Source organism: Enterobacter sp. 01-M-03-SI-ECC (assembly GCF_047530215.1).
GTDB classification, from domain to species: Bacteria; Pseudomonadota; Gammaproteobacteria; order Enterobacterales; family Enterobacteriaceae; genus Enterobacter; species Enterobacter chengduensis.
This window is the reverse complement of record NZ_JBLKDA010000001.1, coordinates 401,956-417,007: the sequence shown is the minus strand read 5'-3', so window position 1 is coordinate 417,007 and position 15,052 is coordinate 401,956. Positions and strand designations below refer to the sequence as shown.

Annotated in this window: 14 protein-coding genes; 9 read left to right on the top strand and 5 right to left on the bottom strand. The window is 58.9% G+C overall.

The window, feature by feature from the left end; genetic code table 11:
* Window positions 1–212: 212 nt before the first annotated feature.
* Complete coding sequence (locus tag ACMWKK_RS01935) at window positions 213–785, bottom strand: DedA family protein (protein WP_045328044.1); 573 nt, start codon at window positions 783–785, stop codon at window positions 213–215.
* 157 nt (window positions 786–942) lie between these two features.
* On the opposite strand from ACMWKK_RS01935, the gene ACMWKK_RS01930 reads away from it, so the two are divergent.
* Both ACMWKK_RS01930 and pbpG read left to right on the top strand, forming a co-directional pair.
* A complete protein-coding gene (locus ACMWKK_RS01930) occupies window positions 943–1,530 on the top strand; it encodes a Yip1 family protein (RefSeq protein ID WP_045328046.1) in 588 nt (195 codons plus the stop codon).
* A gap of 167 nt (window positions 1,531–1,697) precedes the next feature.
* Window positions 1,698–2,621 (top strand): D-alanyl-D-alanine endopeptidase, encoded by a 924-nt coding sequence (gene pbpG, locus ACMWKK_RS01925; protein WP_045328047.1) that lies wholly within the window; start codon window positions 1,698–1,700, stop codon window positions 2,619–2,621.
* Window positions 2,622–2,718: 97 nt separating this feature from the next.
* On the opposite strand, the gene ACMWKK_RS01920 is transcribed toward pbpG, so the two are convergent.
* Window positions 2,719–3,273, bottom strand: a complete 555-nt coding sequence (locus ACMWKK_RS01920) for a GNAT family N-acetyltransferase (RefSeq protein ID WP_045328049.1) — start codon at window positions 3,271–3,273, stop codon at window positions 2,719–2,721.
* Between the two features lie 112 nt (window positions 3,274–3,385).
* On the bottom strand, window positions 3,386–5,134 hold the full coding sequence (dld, locus tag ACMWKK_RS01915) for a D-lactate dehydrogenase (RefSeq protein ID WP_161656578.1): 1,749 nt from the start codon (window positions 5,132–5,134) through the stop codon (window positions 3,386–3,388).
* 189 nt (window positions 5,135–5,323) lie between these two features.
* Between dld and bglX the strand changes: the two genes are divergently transcribed.
* The 5 genes from bglX to ACMWKK_RS01890 all read left to right on the top strand — a co-directional run bounded on the left by bglX (window position 5,324) and on the right by ACMWKK_RS01890 (window position 11,519).
* Window positions 5,324–7,621, top strand: coding sequence for a beta-glucosidase BglX (bglX, locus tag ACMWKK_RS01910; RefSeq protein ID WP_112779755.1), 2,298 nt, complete (start codon window positions 5,324–5,326; stop codon window positions 7,619–7,621).
* Between the two features lie 146 nt (window positions 7,622–7,767).
* A complete protein-coding gene (locus ACMWKK_RS01905; protein ID WP_032641742.1) occupies window positions 7,768–8,685 on the top strand; it encodes an ABC transporter substrate-binding protein in 918 nt (305 codons plus the stop codon).
* A 12-nt stretch (window positions 8,686–8,697) separates the two neighbouring features.
* Window positions 8,698–9,855 (top strand): ABC transporter permease, encoded by a 1,158-nt coding sequence (locus ACMWKK_RS01900; RefSeq protein WP_112779754.1) that lies wholly within the window; start codon window positions 8,698–8,700, stop codon window positions 9,853–9,855.
* On the top strand, window positions 9,848–10,798 hold the full coding sequence (locus ACMWKK_RS01895) for an ABC transporter ATP-binding protein (RefSeq protein WP_112779753.1): 951 nt from the start codon (window positions 9,848–9,850) through the stop codon (window positions 10,796–10,798). Before ACMWKK_RS01900 ends, ACMWKK_RS01895 begins: the two co-directional genes overlap by 8 nt.
* Window positions 10,782–11,519, top strand: coding sequence for an ABC transporter permease (locus tag ACMWKK_RS01890; protein WP_112779752.1), 738 nt, complete (start codon window positions 10,782–10,784; stop codon window positions 11,517–11,519). The genes ACMWKK_RS01895 and ACMWKK_RS01890 overlap by 17 nt, the downstream gene beginning before the upstream one ends.
* Here ACMWKK_RS01890 and ACMWKK_RS01885 read toward each other — a convergent pair.
* Both ACMWKK_RS01885 and mlrA read right to left on the bottom strand, forming a co-directional pair.
* Entirely contained in the window at window positions 11,494–11,607 is a 114-nt protein-coding gene (locus ACMWKK_RS01885) for a protein YohO (RefSeq protein ID WP_008500895.1), read from the bottom strand. The two genes, ACMWKK_RS01890 and ACMWKK_RS01885, sit on opposite strands and share 26 nt — an antisense overlap.
* A 69-nt stretch (window positions 11,608–11,676) precedes the next feature.
* Window positions 11,677–12,417 (bottom strand): HTH-type transcriptional regulator MlrA, encoded by a 741-nt coding sequence (gene mlrA, locus ACMWKK_RS01880; RefSeq protein ID WP_045328060.1) that lies wholly within the window; start codon window positions 12,415–12,417, stop codon window positions 11,677–11,679.
* Window positions 12,418–12,634: 217 nt separating this feature from the next.
* Here mlrA and ACMWKK_RS01875 point away from each other — a divergent pair, with 217 nt between their 5' ends.
* Both ACMWKK_RS01875 and btsR read left to right on the top strand, forming a co-directional pair.
* On the top strand, window positions 12,635–14,320 hold the full coding sequence (locus ACMWKK_RS01875) for a sensor histidine kinase (protein ID WP_112779751.1): 1,686 nt from the start codon (window positions 12,635–12,637) through the stop codon (window positions 14,318–14,320).
* A complete protein-coding gene (btsR, locus tag ACMWKK_RS01870) occupies window positions 14,314–15,033 on the top strand; it encodes a two-component system response regulator BtsR (RefSeq protein WP_112779750.1) in 720 nt (239 codons plus the stop codon). The genes ACMWKK_RS01875 and btsR overlap by 7 nt, the downstream gene beginning before the upstream one ends.
* Window positions 15,034–15,052 lie beyond the last annotated feature (19 nt).

The following is a 15,052-nucleotide window of genomic DNA, read 5'->3' as shown; positions in this document are numbered from 1 at the left end:
CTGCATCCCTGCAGGCCACGCCCTCTCGGCGCATCCCTGCGCCTCGCCCCGGCCTTACGGAAACGCTTCGGCGATTTACAGCCGGACCGGGGCATCGCTGTAAGGCATTCATAACCCTGATAGCACATACATTGCTTCAGGTTTAAAAATTACTGTACTGGGGATCCCTCAACCCTGTGGGAGAGGGGTAGGGTGAGGGCATCAGACCGCGTTTACTCCTCATCCCGCGTCTTTTCCCGGTGCTTGAGCCACAGCCGAACCCCAATCACCCCCACGATCACCAGAATCAACCACGCCCAGTGCTTCAGGTGCTGGTCGAGATTATGCAGCCATGGCGCAATCACTTCGCCCCCTACGTAGCCGAGCGTCGTAAAAATCAGCGCCCAGGCAATCGCGCCCACTATATTGAGCGGCAGGAAAATTTTTGGCGGCAGATGGCTGGCACCAATCAGTATCGGCCCGATGATGCGAAAGCCATACATAAAGCGCGTTCCGATGACGAACAGATAAGGATGTCGTTGAATGAGCCGCTGCGCGCGGCGGATTTTCTTCTGATGCTTTGCGAAACGCTTGAGCAGCGTGGGTCCAAAGCGCAGTCCCAGAAAGTAGAGCAGCTGATCGCCTATCATCCCGCCGAGGGCGACCGCGGCGACAACCAGCGGGAATTTCAGCAATCCCTGATGCGCAGCGACGCCGCCTAGCAGCGTGATGGTTTCCCCTTCTGCTACGCTGCCGATGACCAGCGCGGCATAGCCATATTGTTCAATGAGTGCGTTAATATCCATTACGTAACTGTTATCTCCCTCAGCGTACCTCGTTTAATCATATACCCCATGAATCAACAGCGGGGAAATCAACGGAAATTTCCCACTGTACATAAAATAATCTAAAGCCTGCATTATACTTGAAGTATCGCTGACGGGCCGACAACAAGGGGGCGCTATGAACCATGTCTGGGGACTTTTCTCCCATCCCGATCGTGAAATGCATGTCATCAAAAGTGAGAACGAAACGGTCTCGCATCATTACACGCATCACGTGCTGCTGATGGCTGCGGTGCCGGTAATATGCGCATTTATCGGAACAACACAAATCGGCTGGAACTTCGGTGACGGCACCGTGGTTCAGCTTTCCTGGTTTACCGGACTCTATCTGGCCATCGTCTTTTATGGCCTGATGCTGGCGGGTGTGGCGGTCATGGGGCGCGTCATTTACTGGATGGCGCGTAACTACCCGCAACGTCCATCGCTGGCGCACTGTATGGTCTTTGCCGGATACGTCGCGACCCCGCTGTTCTTAAGCGGTATTGTTGCGCTCTATCCACTGGTCTGGCTGTGCGCGCTGACCGGTACCATTGCCCTCTTTTACACCGGGTATCTGCTGTATCTGGGGGTGCCAACCTTCCTCAATATCAATAAAGAAGAGGGCCTGAGCTTCTCCAGTTCTACGCTCGCTATCGGGGTGCTGGTGCTGGAGGCGCTGCTGGCGCTGACGGTTATTCTTTGGGGTTATGGATACCGTCTCTTCTAAGCTCACTGCATTGCTGGCGTAAATGCCAGCAATGCAGCATCTGTTCACGATTATCCGCTGGCGGCAACGCCCGGTGACCGCTATGATGCCGAAGCCAGCCTGTATTTATCCGCTGATACAGGCGGTGTACGTCATGACGTGCGTGAATAATTATCAGAAGTCTCACCATGCTGAAATTCCGAGTCTCTTTACTTAGCCTGGCGCTGCTGCTGGGCGCGTCCGCTGCCGTGCCGGCCGTCGCCAAAACGCCTGCGGTGACCGCCGCCGCTGCCCAGCCGCAAATTGCGTCCGGCAGCGCGATGATTGTCGACCTCAACACCAATAAGGTGATCTACGCCAGCCATCCGGACCTGGTGCGCCCGATCGCCTCGATTACCAAATTAATGACCGCGATGGTGGTGCTTGACGCCCATCTGCCGCTGGATGAAAAACTGAAAGTGGATATCAGCCACACGCCGGAGATGAAAGGGATCTACTCTCGCGTGCGGCTGAACAGTGAAATCAGCCGTAAAAATATGCTGCTGCTGGCGCTGATGTCGTCCGAAAACCGTGCGGCGGCGAGCCTGGCGCACCACTACCCGGGTGGCTACGACGCGTTTATCCGCGCGATGAACGCGAAAGCTAAAGCGCTGGGGATGACCAATACGCACTATGTTGAACCGACGGGTCTGTCGGTCAACAACGTCTCCACCGCCCGCGATCTAACCAAACTGCTGATTGCCAGCAAGCAGTATCCGCTGATTGGCCAGCTCAGCACTACCCGGGAAGAGATGGCGACCTTTGCGAACCCGGCCTATACGCTGCCGTTCCGCAACACTAACCATCTGGTTTACCGGGATAACTGGAATATTCAGCTAACGAAAACCGGCTTTACCAACGCGGCAGGGCACTGTCTGGTGATGCGCACCGTGTTTAACGGCAAGCCGGTGGCGCTGGTGGTGATGGATGCCTTCGGCAAATACACGCACTTCGCGGATGCAAGCCGACTGCGTACCTGGATTGAAACCGGAAAAGTGCAGCCCGTACCGGCCGCGGCATTGACGTATAAAAAGCAGAAAGCCGAGCAGATGGCGACGGCGCAGAACGACTGAGCCGTTTGTCAGCGCCGGGTGGCGGCTTCGCCTTACCCGGCCTACAAAGATCTCGACACGTAGGCCCGGTAAGCGAAGCGCCACCGGGCGAAAGCGACTACTCCGGCAGCGTCCAGTCACCATCGTTGAGCGGGCGCTGCATAATCACCGTATCCCGCCAGTCGCCTTTCTTATACCCCACGCTGCGCAGCTGGCCGACAATCTCGAAGCCGTGCTTTTTATGCAGCCGCAGCGAGCCGGCGTTATTATTGCCATCTCCCACCACGGCAATCATCTGCCGCCACGGGCCTTGCTCGCAGCGTGCAATCAGCGCAGACATTAGCGCTGAGCCAAAACCGCGCCCGGTGATGCTGGCATCCACGTAAATCGACTCTTCCAGGGTATAGCGATAGGCGTGTCGCGGACGATAAGGGGTGGCGTAACAGTAGCCCACCACGATGCCGCGATACAGCGCGATAAGCCACGGTAAACCGTGCTCAGCCACGCTTTTCATGCGATGACGCATTTCGTCGATGGTCGGAGGGACTTCCTCAAATGACGCGCGCCCGTGAAGCACATGCCAGGCATAAATGGCGGCGATGGCATGCACATCATCGGGAAGGGCATCGCGCACTTCCAGCTCGGTCTCAGATAAAACATCAATAGCCGACATGATGTGCCTGCTCCTCGTTATAGAATGCCGGAGAAACGTTTCTCCGGCGTAATACGGTTACTCTATTACGATTAAGGCGCGCTAAACAATCTCTCAAATTTGGCTGTAGGAATTAATCAGGCGCTTGCGTTATGGGCTGCTCCGCGTCTGCGCTCTCTTTCCAGTATTTCTTCCGCGTTGTTTTACCAATGCCGGGATTCATGCTGTTTGTAGGGTCATTCTCGCGATAAAACTGCTTAAGTGCGTCAGGGGCTTTATAAAGATGCCCAACGTTGTGTTCGGCAGGATATTGTGCGCCGCGCTCACGCAACAGGGCGAGCATCTGCTCCTTCAGCGCGTGGGCATCCACGCCTTTTTTAACAATGTAATCCTGATGGAAGACATAGCACATAAAGTGGCCGTAATAGAGCTTGTGCACCAGCTTGCTGTCGATTTCCGGCGGCAGGTGCTCAAACCATTCGGTGTCGTTACGTCGCAGGGCGATATCCAGCGCCAGAATGTCCTCCACCTCTTCGGAATGCACCGCCTGGTAACGGATGGCGGCGCCTGCGGCGGCAAAGCGGTGCAGGAAGGCCTTGCTGCCCTCTTCAGGCGTACAGGCGAAGAAATCCCCTTCGGCGGTTTTGAAGAATTCGGTTAGCCAGCTCTGCGCTTCGGCGATCCCGTCCCCGGCCATTTTCAGCAGCAGATGGTGCTCGTACTTATCGCGCCAGGTTTTCATTCGCTCCGGAAGATGCGCCGGGAAAACCTTGCCCAGCTTCTGCATAAAGCGGTCGGTGAAGTGGGGCTTGAACAGCGACACTTTCTCCAGCATCGCGTCGGTGCGACCCTTCATGGTGAAGAAGAACGGCATTTTGTCGGTGCCGAGCTTGTCGATCATCAGGAACGTATCTTTGCCGTAACGCTCGGCGATGTCGTAAATGTCCCGGTGCATGTACTCGCCCGCCACCGGGAGGTGGGTGAATTCGCCCAGAATATGACGACGGATCTCCGTCAGAACCTCAGGCTGGTTGGTGCCGATGTAAAATACCTGCTGCTTTTTCTCTGCCGGGAAGGTGTCGAGGCGGACCGCAAAAACGGCCAGCTTGCCCGCGCAGCCGGAGGATTCAAACAGGCGATCCGGATCGGCGTTGTAGCGCGCCGGCGTATCGGCGTCGATATCGCGCACGCGGGTGACGTAGTCATGATCGTGCGCATGGCGGCCGTCGTGCTGAACGTCCTCGTCCTTCACGCGATCGTCGTCGAGCTTGCTGAGGATCTGTTCCGGCGTGACGCCGAGATCGATACCCAGATGGTTCACCAGCGTCAGCTTGCCGTTTTCATCAATGCGGGCAAACAGCGACATCTCGGTGTAGGCCGGACCGCGCTGTACCAGCGAGCCGCCGGAGTTATTGCAGATCCCACCGACGACCGAAGCGCCGATGCAGGAGGAGCCAATCACCGAGTGCGGTTCGCGACCCAGCGGCTTAAGCGCTTTTTCCAGGGAGTAGAGCGTGGTGCCGGGGAAGGCGAGCACCTGCTCGCCCTTGTCCAGCAGGTGCAGCTTGTCGAGGCGCAGGGTGCTGATAATCACGATGTCACGATCGTAATCGTTGCCGTTCGGCGTGGAGCCTTCGGTCAGGCCGGTGTTGGCCGCCTGCATTAAAATAATCTTGTCGGCGGCGACGCAGGCGCTCAGCACGCGCCACAGCTCAAGCAGGGTGCCGGGGAAAACCACCGCCAGCGCGTCGCCCTGACCGGAGCGGAAGCCCTTGCGGTAGCGGGCGGTTTTAGCCGGGTCGGTAAGCAGGTGAGAGGAGCCAACCAGGCGCGACAGTTCGTTAATAAAAGTCGTGTTATCGTTTGTTCGAACAGAAGACATCTTCCACTCCTTGTGGTGGGGCAAATTTCTCGCTGTAAAGCATAGCGCGATTAACTGTTAAGCGGTCGAGTATTCACGAGAAAAATCAGAGAATAACCCTGCAACGTTCCGAGGGTTTGTGGCACACTGCGCTTTTCGCACGGTATGGCCGAGATCGTCCGGCGGTTATTGATGAGAGAGTAAAACGACATGAAATGGCTATGTTCTGTAGGTGTCGCCGTCAGCCTGGCGCTGCAACCTGCGCTGGCAGACGATTTGTTTGGCAATCACCCGCTCACGCCTGAAGCACGCGACGCGTTTGTCACGGAATTGCTCAAGAAAATGACGGTCGATGAGAAGATCGGCCAGCTGCGTCTGATCAGCGTCGGCCCGGATAACCCGAAAGAGGCCATCCGCGAGATGATCAAAGACGGGCAGGTTGGGGCCATCTTTAATACCGTCACCCGCCAGGATATCCGCAAGATGCAGGATCAGGTGATGGATCTCAGCCGCCTGAAAATCCCGCTGTTCTTCGCCTATGACGTGGTGCACGGTCAGCGTACCGTCTTCCCCATCAGCCTCGGCTTAGCCTCCTCCTTTAACCTCGACGCGGTAAAAACCGTCGGGCGCGTGTCGGCGTATGAAGCGGCGGACGACGGCCTGAACATGACCTGGGCGCCAATGGTGGACGTCTCGCGCGATCCGCGCTGGGGCCGCGGTTCGGAAGGCTTCGGTGAAGATACCTATTTAACGGCCACGATGGGCAAAACCATGGTGGAAGCGATGCAGGGCAAAAGCCCGGCGGACCGCTACTCGGTGATGACCAGCGTTAAGCACTTTGCGGCCTACGGGGCGGTGGAAGGCGGGAAAGAGTACAACACCGTCGACATGAGCCCTCAGCGCCTGTTCAACGACTACATGCCGCCGTACAAGGCTGGGCTGGATGCGGGCAGCGGCGCGGTGATGGTGGCGCTGAACTCCCTGAACGGCACGCCTGCAACGTCCGATTCCTGGCTGCTGAAAGACGTGCTGCGCGACCAGTGGGGCTTTAAGGGCATCACCGTTTCCGACCACGGCGCGATTAAAGAGCTGATCAAGCACGGTACGGCGTCCGACCCGGAAGACGCGGTGCGCGTGGCGCTCAAGTCCGGCATCAATATGAGCATGAGCGACGAGTATTACAGCAAGTACCTGCCGGGGCTGGTGAAGAGCGGCAAGGTCACGATGGCGGAGCTGGACGATGCGGCGCGTCACGTGCTGAACGTGAAATACGATATGGGGCTGTTTAACGATCCGTACAGCCACCTGGGCCCGAAAGAGTCTGACCCGGCAGATACCAATGCAGAAAGCCGCCTGCACCGCAAAGAAGCGCGTGACGTTGCGCGCGAAAGCCTGGTGCTGCTGAAAAACCGCCTCGACACGCTGCCGCTGAAAAAATCCGGCACCATTGCCGTGGTGGGCCCGCTGGCCGACAGCAAGCGCGACGTGATGGGCAGCTGGTCCGCCGCGGGCGTAGCCGACCAGTCGGTAACCGTGCTGACCGGCATCAAGAGCGCCGTGGGGGATAACGCCAAAGTGGTGTACGCCAAAGGGGCGAACGTCACCAACGATAACGACATCGTGACCTTCCTCAACCAGTACGAGGAAGCGGTGAAGGTCGATCCGCGCACGCCGAAGGAGATGATCGACGAGGCGGTGAACGCCGCGAAGCAGTCTGACGTCGTTGTCGCGGTCGTGGGGGAAGCGCAGGGGATGGCGCACGAAGCCTCCAGCCGGACCGATATCACCATTCCACAGAGCCAGCGCGATCTGATCGCCGCCCTGAAAGCCACCGGCAAGCCGCTGGTGCTGGTGCTGATGAACGGTCGTCCGCTGGCGCTGGTGAAAGAGGACCAGCAGGCTGACGCCATTCTGGAAACCTGGTTCGCCGGTACCGAAGGCGGTAACGCCATCGCCGACGTGCTGTTTGGTGATTACAACCCGTCCGGCAAGCTGCCGATGTCCTTCCCGCGCTCCGTCGGGCAGATCCCGGTCTACTACAGCCACCTGAACACCGGTCGTCCGTACAACGCCGATAAGCCGAACAAGTACACCTCGCGTTACTTCGACGAAGCGAACGGCCCGCTGTATCCGTTTGGCTACGGCCTGAGCTACACCACCTTCAAGGTCTCTGACGTGAAAATGTCGGCCCCGACCCTGAAGCGTGACGGTAAGGTCACCGCCAGCGTTGAGGTGACCAACACCGGCAAGCGCGAAGGGGCAACGGTGATTCAGATGTACGTTCAGGATGTTACCGCCTCGATGAGCCGTCCCGTGAAGCAGCTGCGCGGCTTCGAGAAGGTCAACCTGAAGCCGGGCGAAACCCAAACCATCAGCTTCCCGATTGACGTCGATGCGCTGAAGTTCTGGAACCAGCAGATGAAATACGATGCGGAACCGGGCAAGTTTAACGTCTTTATCGGCGTGGATTCTGCCCGCGTGAACAAAGGCGAATTCGAGCTGCTGTAACGTTTCCCTCCTTTGCATCCCCCGTCTTGCGGGGGATGCGTCTTACCTTATGCTAAAAAGGCATTTTGCCGGGTAAATCCGCCGTTTTAAGCTACGCTTTTCACTCAAGCCTCTGAAAAAGGCGATAAAAAAATGAGGATAGCGGAATGACGATTAAAACGGGGATGGCCGTTTCGGCAGCGTTACTTGCGGCGCTCAGCCTGCCGCTGCAGGCGGCGGAGCCGGTAAAAGTGGGCTCCAAGATCGATACCGAAGGCGCGCTGCTCGGCAATATCATCCTGCAGGTGCTGGAAAGCCACGGCGTAAAAACCGTCAATAAGGTTCAGCTGGGCACCACGCCCGTGGTGCGCGGGGCGATTACCTCCGGCGAACTGGATATCTACCCGGAATACACCGGCAACGGCGCGTTCTTCTTCAAACAAGAAAACGATCCGGCATGGAAAAACGCCAAAGCCGGGTATGAGAAAGTCAAAAAACTCGACGCGGAACAGAACAAGCTGGTCTGGCTGACTCCGGCTCCGGCCAACAACACCTGGACTATCGCCGTGCGCAAGGACGTGGCGGAGAAAGGCAAGCTGACTACGCTTGCGGATCTCAGCCGCTATCTGAAAGAGAAGGGCGACTTTAAGCTTGCCGCGTCCGCGGAGTTTATCGAACGTCCTGACGCGCTCCCGGCGTTTGAAAAAGCCTACGACTTCAAGCTCGACCAGGCGCAATTGCTCTCGCTGGCGGGCGGGGATACCGCGGTGACCATCAAGGCGGCGGCGCAGCAAACCTCGGGCGTTAACGCGGCTATGGCCTACGGCACCGACGGCCCGGTGGCGGCGCTTGGCCTGCAAACCCTGACCGATCCAAAAGGCGTGCAGCCGATTTACGCCCCGACCCCGGTCGTGCGTGAGGCGGTGTTGAAAGCCCATCCGGAGATTGCCGACTGGCTCAAGCCGGTTTTCGAAAAGCTGGATGAAAAAACGCTGCAGCAGCTGAATGCCAGCATTGCCGTCGAGGGACTGGATGCCAAAAAAGTGGCCGCCGACTTCCTGAAACAACAAGGGCTTGTGAAGTAACGGGAAAGGGCTGTGCCAATAAAATGTCATAACCGCGTCCTGCTGCTGTTGGCCTGCGTGGCCATCGCGGCGGTCGCGTTACCGTTTGTCAACGTTGCCCCAAACCGCCTGATGTCGGGGGAGGGCAAAGCGCTCTGGCAGGTCTGGTCGTTTACGCCGGGGTGGCTGGCGGCATCGCTGGGCGCGTGGGTCATCCTGTCGCTCTGGCAGGGGCGCCCGGCGCAGTGGCTGACGCTGATCCTCTCTGAAGGGCTGTTTGTCATCCTGTTCTGGAGTGCCGGGCTGGCGGCGACGCATATGGCGTCGGCGGAAAGTCCGCTGGCGAGAACCACCATAGGCAGCGGACTGTGGCTGTGGCTGGCGCTCTGCCTGCTGGCCTGCAGCGATGCTATTCGTCGACTTATCGCCAGTTCCGTCTGGCGCTGGGTGCTCAATGCGCAGATATGGTGTATTCCATTATTCCTGCTGTTCAGCGGGGAGCTGAACAATCTCTCGCTGTTAAAAGAGTACGCCAACCGTCAGGAGGTGTTTGATGATGCCCTGGCGCAACACCTGACGATCCTCTTCGGCACGCTCTTTCCGGCGCTCCTGCTCGGGATACCGCTCGGCATGTGGTGCTATCGCCATCCTTCACGTCAGGGCGGAGTCTTTGCCGTGCTCAACGTCATCCAGACCATTCCCTCCGTTGCGCTGTTTGGCCTGCTGATTGCGCCCCTGGCCGGGCTGGTGAAGGCTGTTCCGGTGCTGGGAACGCTGGGCATAGCCGGAACGGGGCTCACGCCCGCCCTGATCGCGCTGGTGCTGTACGCGCTGCTGCCGCTGGTGCGCGGCGTGGTTGCGGGATTAGGCCAGGTCGCGCCGGACGTGCTGGAAACCGCCCATGCGATGGGAATGAGCGCCCGGCAGTGTTTCTGGAAGATTCAGCTGCCGCTGGCGCTGCCCCTGCTGCTGCGCAGCCTGCGGGTGGTGGCGGTCCAGACCGTCGGCATGGCGGTAATTGCCGCGCTGATTGGCGCGGGCGGCTTTGGCGCGCTGGTGTTCCAGGGGCTGCTGAGCAGCGCCCTCGACCTTGTGCTTTTGGGCGTAGTGCCCACGATCGCGCTGGCGGTTGTCGTCGACGCGCTGTTTGCCTTATGGCTCGCGTTGCTCAGGAGAAGCGCCAATGATTGAATTTCATGATGTCAGTAAAACCTTTGCCGGTCGTCCGGCGGCGAGCCACCTGAACCTGAACTTTGCCGAGGGCGCCTTTTCCGTGCTGATCGGCACCTCCGGTTCCGGAAAATCGACCACGCTGAAGATGATCAACCGTCTGGTGGAGCACGACAGCGGTCTGATCCGCTTTGCCGGAGAGGAGATCCGCAGCCTGCCGGTGCTGGAGCTGCGCCGCCGGATGGGCTATGCCATTCAGTCCATCGGCCTGTTCCCCCACTGGACGGTGGCGCAAAACATCGCCACCGTGCTGCAGCTGGAGAAATGGTCGCGGGCAAAAATTGCCGATCGGATTGATGAGCTGATGTCTCTGCTGGGGCTCGAGCCCGCGCTGCGCGACCGCTATCCGCATCAGTTATCCGGTGGCCAGCAGCAGCGCGTGGGCGTGGCGCGCGCGCTGGCGGCCAACCCGCAGGTGCTGCTGATGGATGAGCCTTTTGGCGCGCTGGATCCGGTTACGCGCGGTGCGCTGCAGGCCGAGATGACCCGCATTCACCGTATTCTCGGACGCACCATCGTTCTCGTGACGCACGATATTGATGAAGCCCTGCGCCTGGCCGACCATCTTGTGCTGATGGATCATGGCGAGGTAGTGCAGCAGGGCTCGCCGCTTGAGCTGTTAACCTGGCCGAAGAACGACTTTGTGCGCGAGTTTTTTGGCCGCAGCGAGCTGGGCGTCAGGCTGCTCTCCTTGCGGACGGTGAGCGACTATATGCGCCGTGAGGCGGTGACGCTGAGCGGCGAACCGCTGCAGGAACAGATGAGCCTGCGGGATGCGCTCTCCGCGTTTGTCGCGCGGCAGTGCGAGGTGTTGCCCGTTTCGGATGCCCGGGGCGCGCCGTGCGGTACCTTACACTTTCGCGATCTGCTGGCCGGGGAGGTGACGCGTGAAGGCACTGCGTGATCCGCTCCTCTGGCTGATAGCGCTGTTTGTCGCCTTACTGTTTCTGATGCCCCACAGCGCGGCGCTGTTTAACAGCCTCTTTCCCGGGCTGCCGCGGCCGGTGTATCAGCAGGAGAGCTTTATTAATCTCGCCCTGGCGCATCTTTGGCTGGTGGCGCTCTCAAGCGCCATCGCGGTTGTGCTGGGCGTTGGGGCGGGCATCGCGGTCACGCGGCCTGCGGGAAAGGAGTTTCGTCCGCTGGTAGAGACAATAGCGGCCATTGGTCAGACGTTTCCGCCGGTGGCGGTGCTGGCGATTGCGGTGCCGGTGATGGGATTTGGCCAGCAGCCGGCCATCATTGCGTTGATTTTATACGGCGTTTTGCCGGTGCTGCAGGGCACGCTGGCGGGCATCGCGGCGGTACCGTCGTCCGTGCTGAGCGTGGCGGAAGGGATGGGGATGAGTCGCGGCCAGCGGCTGCGCAAGGTTGAACTGCCGCTTGCGGCACCGGTGATCGTTGCCGGGATCCGCACGTCGGTGATTATTAACATCGGGACGGCGACCATTGCGTCGACGGTCGGCGCCAATACGCTGGGAACGCCAATTATTATCGGCCTGAGCGGGTTTAATACGGCTTATATTGTGCAGGGGGCGGTGCTGGTCGCGCTGGCGGCCATCGTTGTAGACCGCGCTTTTGAGCGGCTGGCGCTCTCCCTCAGCCGACACCGCCGCGAACGATAAACGAGTATCCTGCCAGCATTACGCCGCCGATACCGCTTACGGCCATCAGAACAAAAAGGGTAATAATGGCCAGTTTGGTTGCCTTCATCATGTGCTCCTGTTGTTAACGGAACAATTATACGGTGAAGCGCAGCTGTTAATGAACCATTAAATGCCGTTATGGCTCTTCCGGGCCAAGGGAGTAAACCGGGTAGCCATTCTCACGCCACTCCGTCAGCAGCTGTTGCTGCGTGGCGGAGGGCACTTCCCCGCACCAGACCAGCAGGGTCTGGCCGTCGAAAAACTCAGGCTTAAGCTGCGCCAGCGAGTGCGCCAGAACGTCCACGCGCCAGCCCTTCTGGGTGGCAATCCACGCTTCCAGCCACAGGCGGGTGGTATCGTGCACGTTCCAGCCGACCACCAGCGCATCTTTTCCGGCTTTGTTCTTCGCCGAGGCAAGGCAGACGGCGATGTAGTTGATCAGCACCCCGTCGAGCATGCTCAGCAGCGCCTGCAGGGTGGACTGCTGGCACTGCAGGCGTCGACGGAGCGGAATAAAAAGATGGGAGATCAGCGTCTGGGCCGGATAATCGCGGCCCTGCTCTTTTATCCACCCCCGCAGGCGCTGCAGGTTGCCCGCCTGCAGGAGCCGGAGCAGGGTTTCCTGCTGTTCACGCCAGAGGTGTTGCGTAGCCGGGTCGTCGTGACTCAGCAGGGACTTCACTTTGCCGACCTGCACCCCGTTGTCGATCCAGCTTTTAATTTCGCGGATGCGGTCGATGTCGGCCTCATTGAAAAGGCGATGCCCGCCGTCCGTTCTTTGCGGCTTGAGTAATCCGTATCGTCGCTGCCACGCCCGTAGGGTAACGGGATTGATATCACAAAGGAGTGCCACTTCACCGATTGTGTAAAGCGCCATATTCGCCCCCTGGCTTACGCGTCCCCAGCTTAACTGTAGACCCACTTTGCTGAACCAGGAAGGATTGATTGTTTTTTGCACAAAGAATGCGAAGCGTATGCGATGTTCTGAAAAAGGTGTGATAACGGACACGATTTTGCGCTTTTTTGGGATGCTTCAAAGAAAGTAAACCCGCATCAGTGTATGTTACGCGTTTTTAGCGTGTGCGGTTTTGAGTATGTACGAGTTTAATCTGGTGCTGCTGTTGCTTCAGCAGATGTGCGTGTTTCTGGTTATTGCCTGGCTGATGAGCAAAACGCGCCTGTTTATTCCGCTGATGCAGGTTACCGTTCGTTTACCGCACAAGCTGCTTTGCTACGTCACCTTCTCTATTTTTTGCATTATGGGGACCTATTTCGGTCTTCATATCGAAGACTCCATTGCCAACACGCGCGCGATAGGCGCGGTCATGGGCGGGCTGCTCGGTGGCCCCGTCGTGGGTGGGCTGGTCGGCCTGACGGGCGGGCTGCACCGCTACTCGATGGGCGGCATGACGGCGCTCAGCTGCATGATCTCCACGATCGTCGAAGGTCTGCTCGGCGGGCTGGTTCACAGCTATATGATCAAGCGCGGCCGCCCGGACAAAGTCTTCAGCCCAATCACCGCGGGGGCGATTACCTTTGTCGCCGAAATGGCGCAGATGGCGATCATTCTGCTCATTGCCCGTCCGTTTGACGATGCGCTGCACCTGGTCAGCAGCATTGCCGCCCCGATGATGGTCACCAACACCGTCGGCGCGGCGCTGTTTATGCGCATTCTGCTCGATAAACGTGCCATGTTTGAGAAGTACACCTCGGCCTTTTCCGCCACGGCGCTGAAGGTCGCCGCCTCAACCGAAGGGATCCTGCGCCAGGGGTTCAACGAAGAGAACAGCATGAAGGTGGCGCAGGTGCTCTACAAGGAGCTGGATATCGGCGCGGTGGCCATCACCGACCGCGAGCGGCTGCTGGCCTTTACCGGGACCGGAGACGATCACCATCTGCCGGGTAAACCGATCTCCTCAGCCTACACGCTGCGCGCGATTGAAACCGGTGAGGTGGTGTATGCCGACGGAAACGAGGTGCCTTACCGCTGTTCGCTGTATCCGCAGTGCAAGCTGGGCTCCACGCTGGTTATTCCGCTGCGTGGGGAAAACCAGCGGGTGATGGGCACCATCAAGCTGTATGAGGCGAAAAACCGTCTGTTCAGCTCTATCAACCGCACCCTGGGGGAGGGGATTGCCCAGCTGCTCTCCGCGCAAATTCTCGCCGGGCAGTATGAGCGGCAGAAAGCCCTGCTGACGCAGTCAGAAATTAAGCTACTGCATGCCCAGGTTAATCCGCACTTCCTGTTTAATGCCCTCAACACGCTCAAAGCGGTGATCCGCCGCGACAGCGATCAGGCCGCGCAGCTGGTGCAGTTTCTCTCGACCTTTTTCCGCAAGAACCTGAAGCGGCCGTCGGAGATCGTCACCCTCGCCGATGAGATTGAGCACGTAAATGCCTATCTGCAGATTGAGCAGGCGCGTTTCCAGTCGCGCCTGCAGGTGTCGCTCTCCGTGCCGGACGAGCTGGCATACCAGCATCTTCCGGCCTTTACCCTGCAGCCTATTGTGGAAAATGCCATCAAGCACGGTACGTCACAGCTTCTGGGAACAGGGGAGATAACCATTGCCGCCAGCCGTTTTAACCACCATCTGGTGCTGGATATTGAAGATAATGCCGGGCTTTATCAGCCTTCCGCCTCCGGCGGTTTAGGGATGAGCCTGGTGGATAAACGCCTGCGCGCCCATTTTGGTGACGACTGCGGTATTACCGTCGCCTGTGAGCCAGACCGATTTACCCGTATTACCGTACGACTGCCGCTGGAGGAAAACGCATGTTAAGAGTGCTGATTGTGGATGACGAGCCGCTGGCACGGGAAAATCTGCGCGTTCTGCTGCAGGAGCAGCCGGATATTGAGGTTGTAGGAGAGTGCGCGAACGCCATTGAGGCCATCGGCGCGGTGCACAAACTGCGCCCGGACGTGCTGTTCCTCGACATTCAAATGCCCCGCATCAGCGGGCTGGAGATGGTCGGCATGCTTGACCCGGCGCATCGCCCCTACATCGTCTTTCTGACGGCGTTCGACGAATATGCCGTTAAGGCCTTCGAGGAGCACGCGTTTGACTATCTGCTCAAGCCGATTGAAGAGAAGCGTCTGGAAAAAACGCTCGCCCGTTTACGCCAGGAGCGCACCGCCCAGGACGTCACGCTGCTGCCCGAAAACCAGCAGCCGCTGAAATTTATCCCGTGCACCGGGCACAGCCGGATTTATCTTCTGCAGATGGATGACGTGGCATTTGTCAGCAGCCGCCTTAGCGGGGTGTTTGTCACCAGCGCGGAGGGAAACGAAGGGTTTACCGAGCTGACGCTGCGCACGCTGGAGAGCCGCACGCCGCTGATTCGCTGTCACCGTCAGTACCTGGTGAATATGGCGCACCTGAAGGAGATCCGCCTGGAGGATAACGGCCAGGCCGAGCTGGTGCTGCGTGCCGGACAAACGGTACCCGTCAGCCGTCGCTACCTGAAGAGTTTGAAAGAGGCGATTGGGCTGTAAAGCTGGTACACTGCGCGCC

Coding starts and splice junctions, on each gene's coding strand:
- ACMWKK_RS01935 (WP_045328044.1), bottom strand. CDS start 785: ATGGATATTAACGCACTCATTGAACAATATGGCTATGCCGCGCTGGTC.
- ACMWKK_RS01930 (WP_045328046.1), top strand. CDS start 943: ATGAACCATGTCTGGGGACTTTTCTCCCATCCCGATCGTGAAATGCAT.
- pbpG (WP_045328047.1), top strand. CDS start 1,698: ATGCTGAAATTCCGAGTCTCTTTACTTAGCCTGGCGCTGCTGCTGGGC.
- ACMWKK_RS01920 (WP_045328049.1), bottom strand. CDS start 3,273: ATGTCGGCTATTGATGTTTTATCTGAGACCGAGCTGGAAGTGCGCGAT.
- dld (WP_161656578.1), bottom strand. CDS start 5,134: ATGTCTTCTGTTCGAACAAACGATAACACGACTTTTATTAACGAACTG.
- bglX (WP_112779755.1), top strand. CDS start 5,324: ATGAAATGGCTATGTTCTGTAGGTGTCGCCGTCAGCCTGGCGCTGCAA.
- ACMWKK_RS01905 (WP_032641742.1), top strand. CDS start 7,768: ATGACGATTAAAACGGGGATGGCCGTTTCGGCAGCGTTACTTGCGGCG.
- ACMWKK_RS01895 (WP_112779753.1), top strand. CDS start 9,848: ATGATTGAATTTCATGATGTCAGTAAAACCTTTGCCGGTCGTCCGGCG.
- ACMWKK_RS01885 (WP_008500895.1), bottom strand. CDS start 11,607: ATGAAGGCAACCAAACTGGCCATTATTACCCTTTTTGTTCTGATGGCC.
- mlrA (WP_045328060.1), bottom strand. CDS start 12,417: ATGGCGCTTTACACAATCGGTGAAGTGGCACTCCTTTGTGATATCAAT.
- ACMWKK_RS01875 (WP_112779751.1), top strand. CDS start 12,635: ATGTACGAGTTTAATCTGGTGCTGCTGTTGCTTCAGCAGATGTGCGTG.
- btsR (WP_112779750.1), top strand. CDS start 14,314: ATGTTAAGAGTGCTGATTGTGGATGACGAGCCGCTGGCACGGGAAAAT.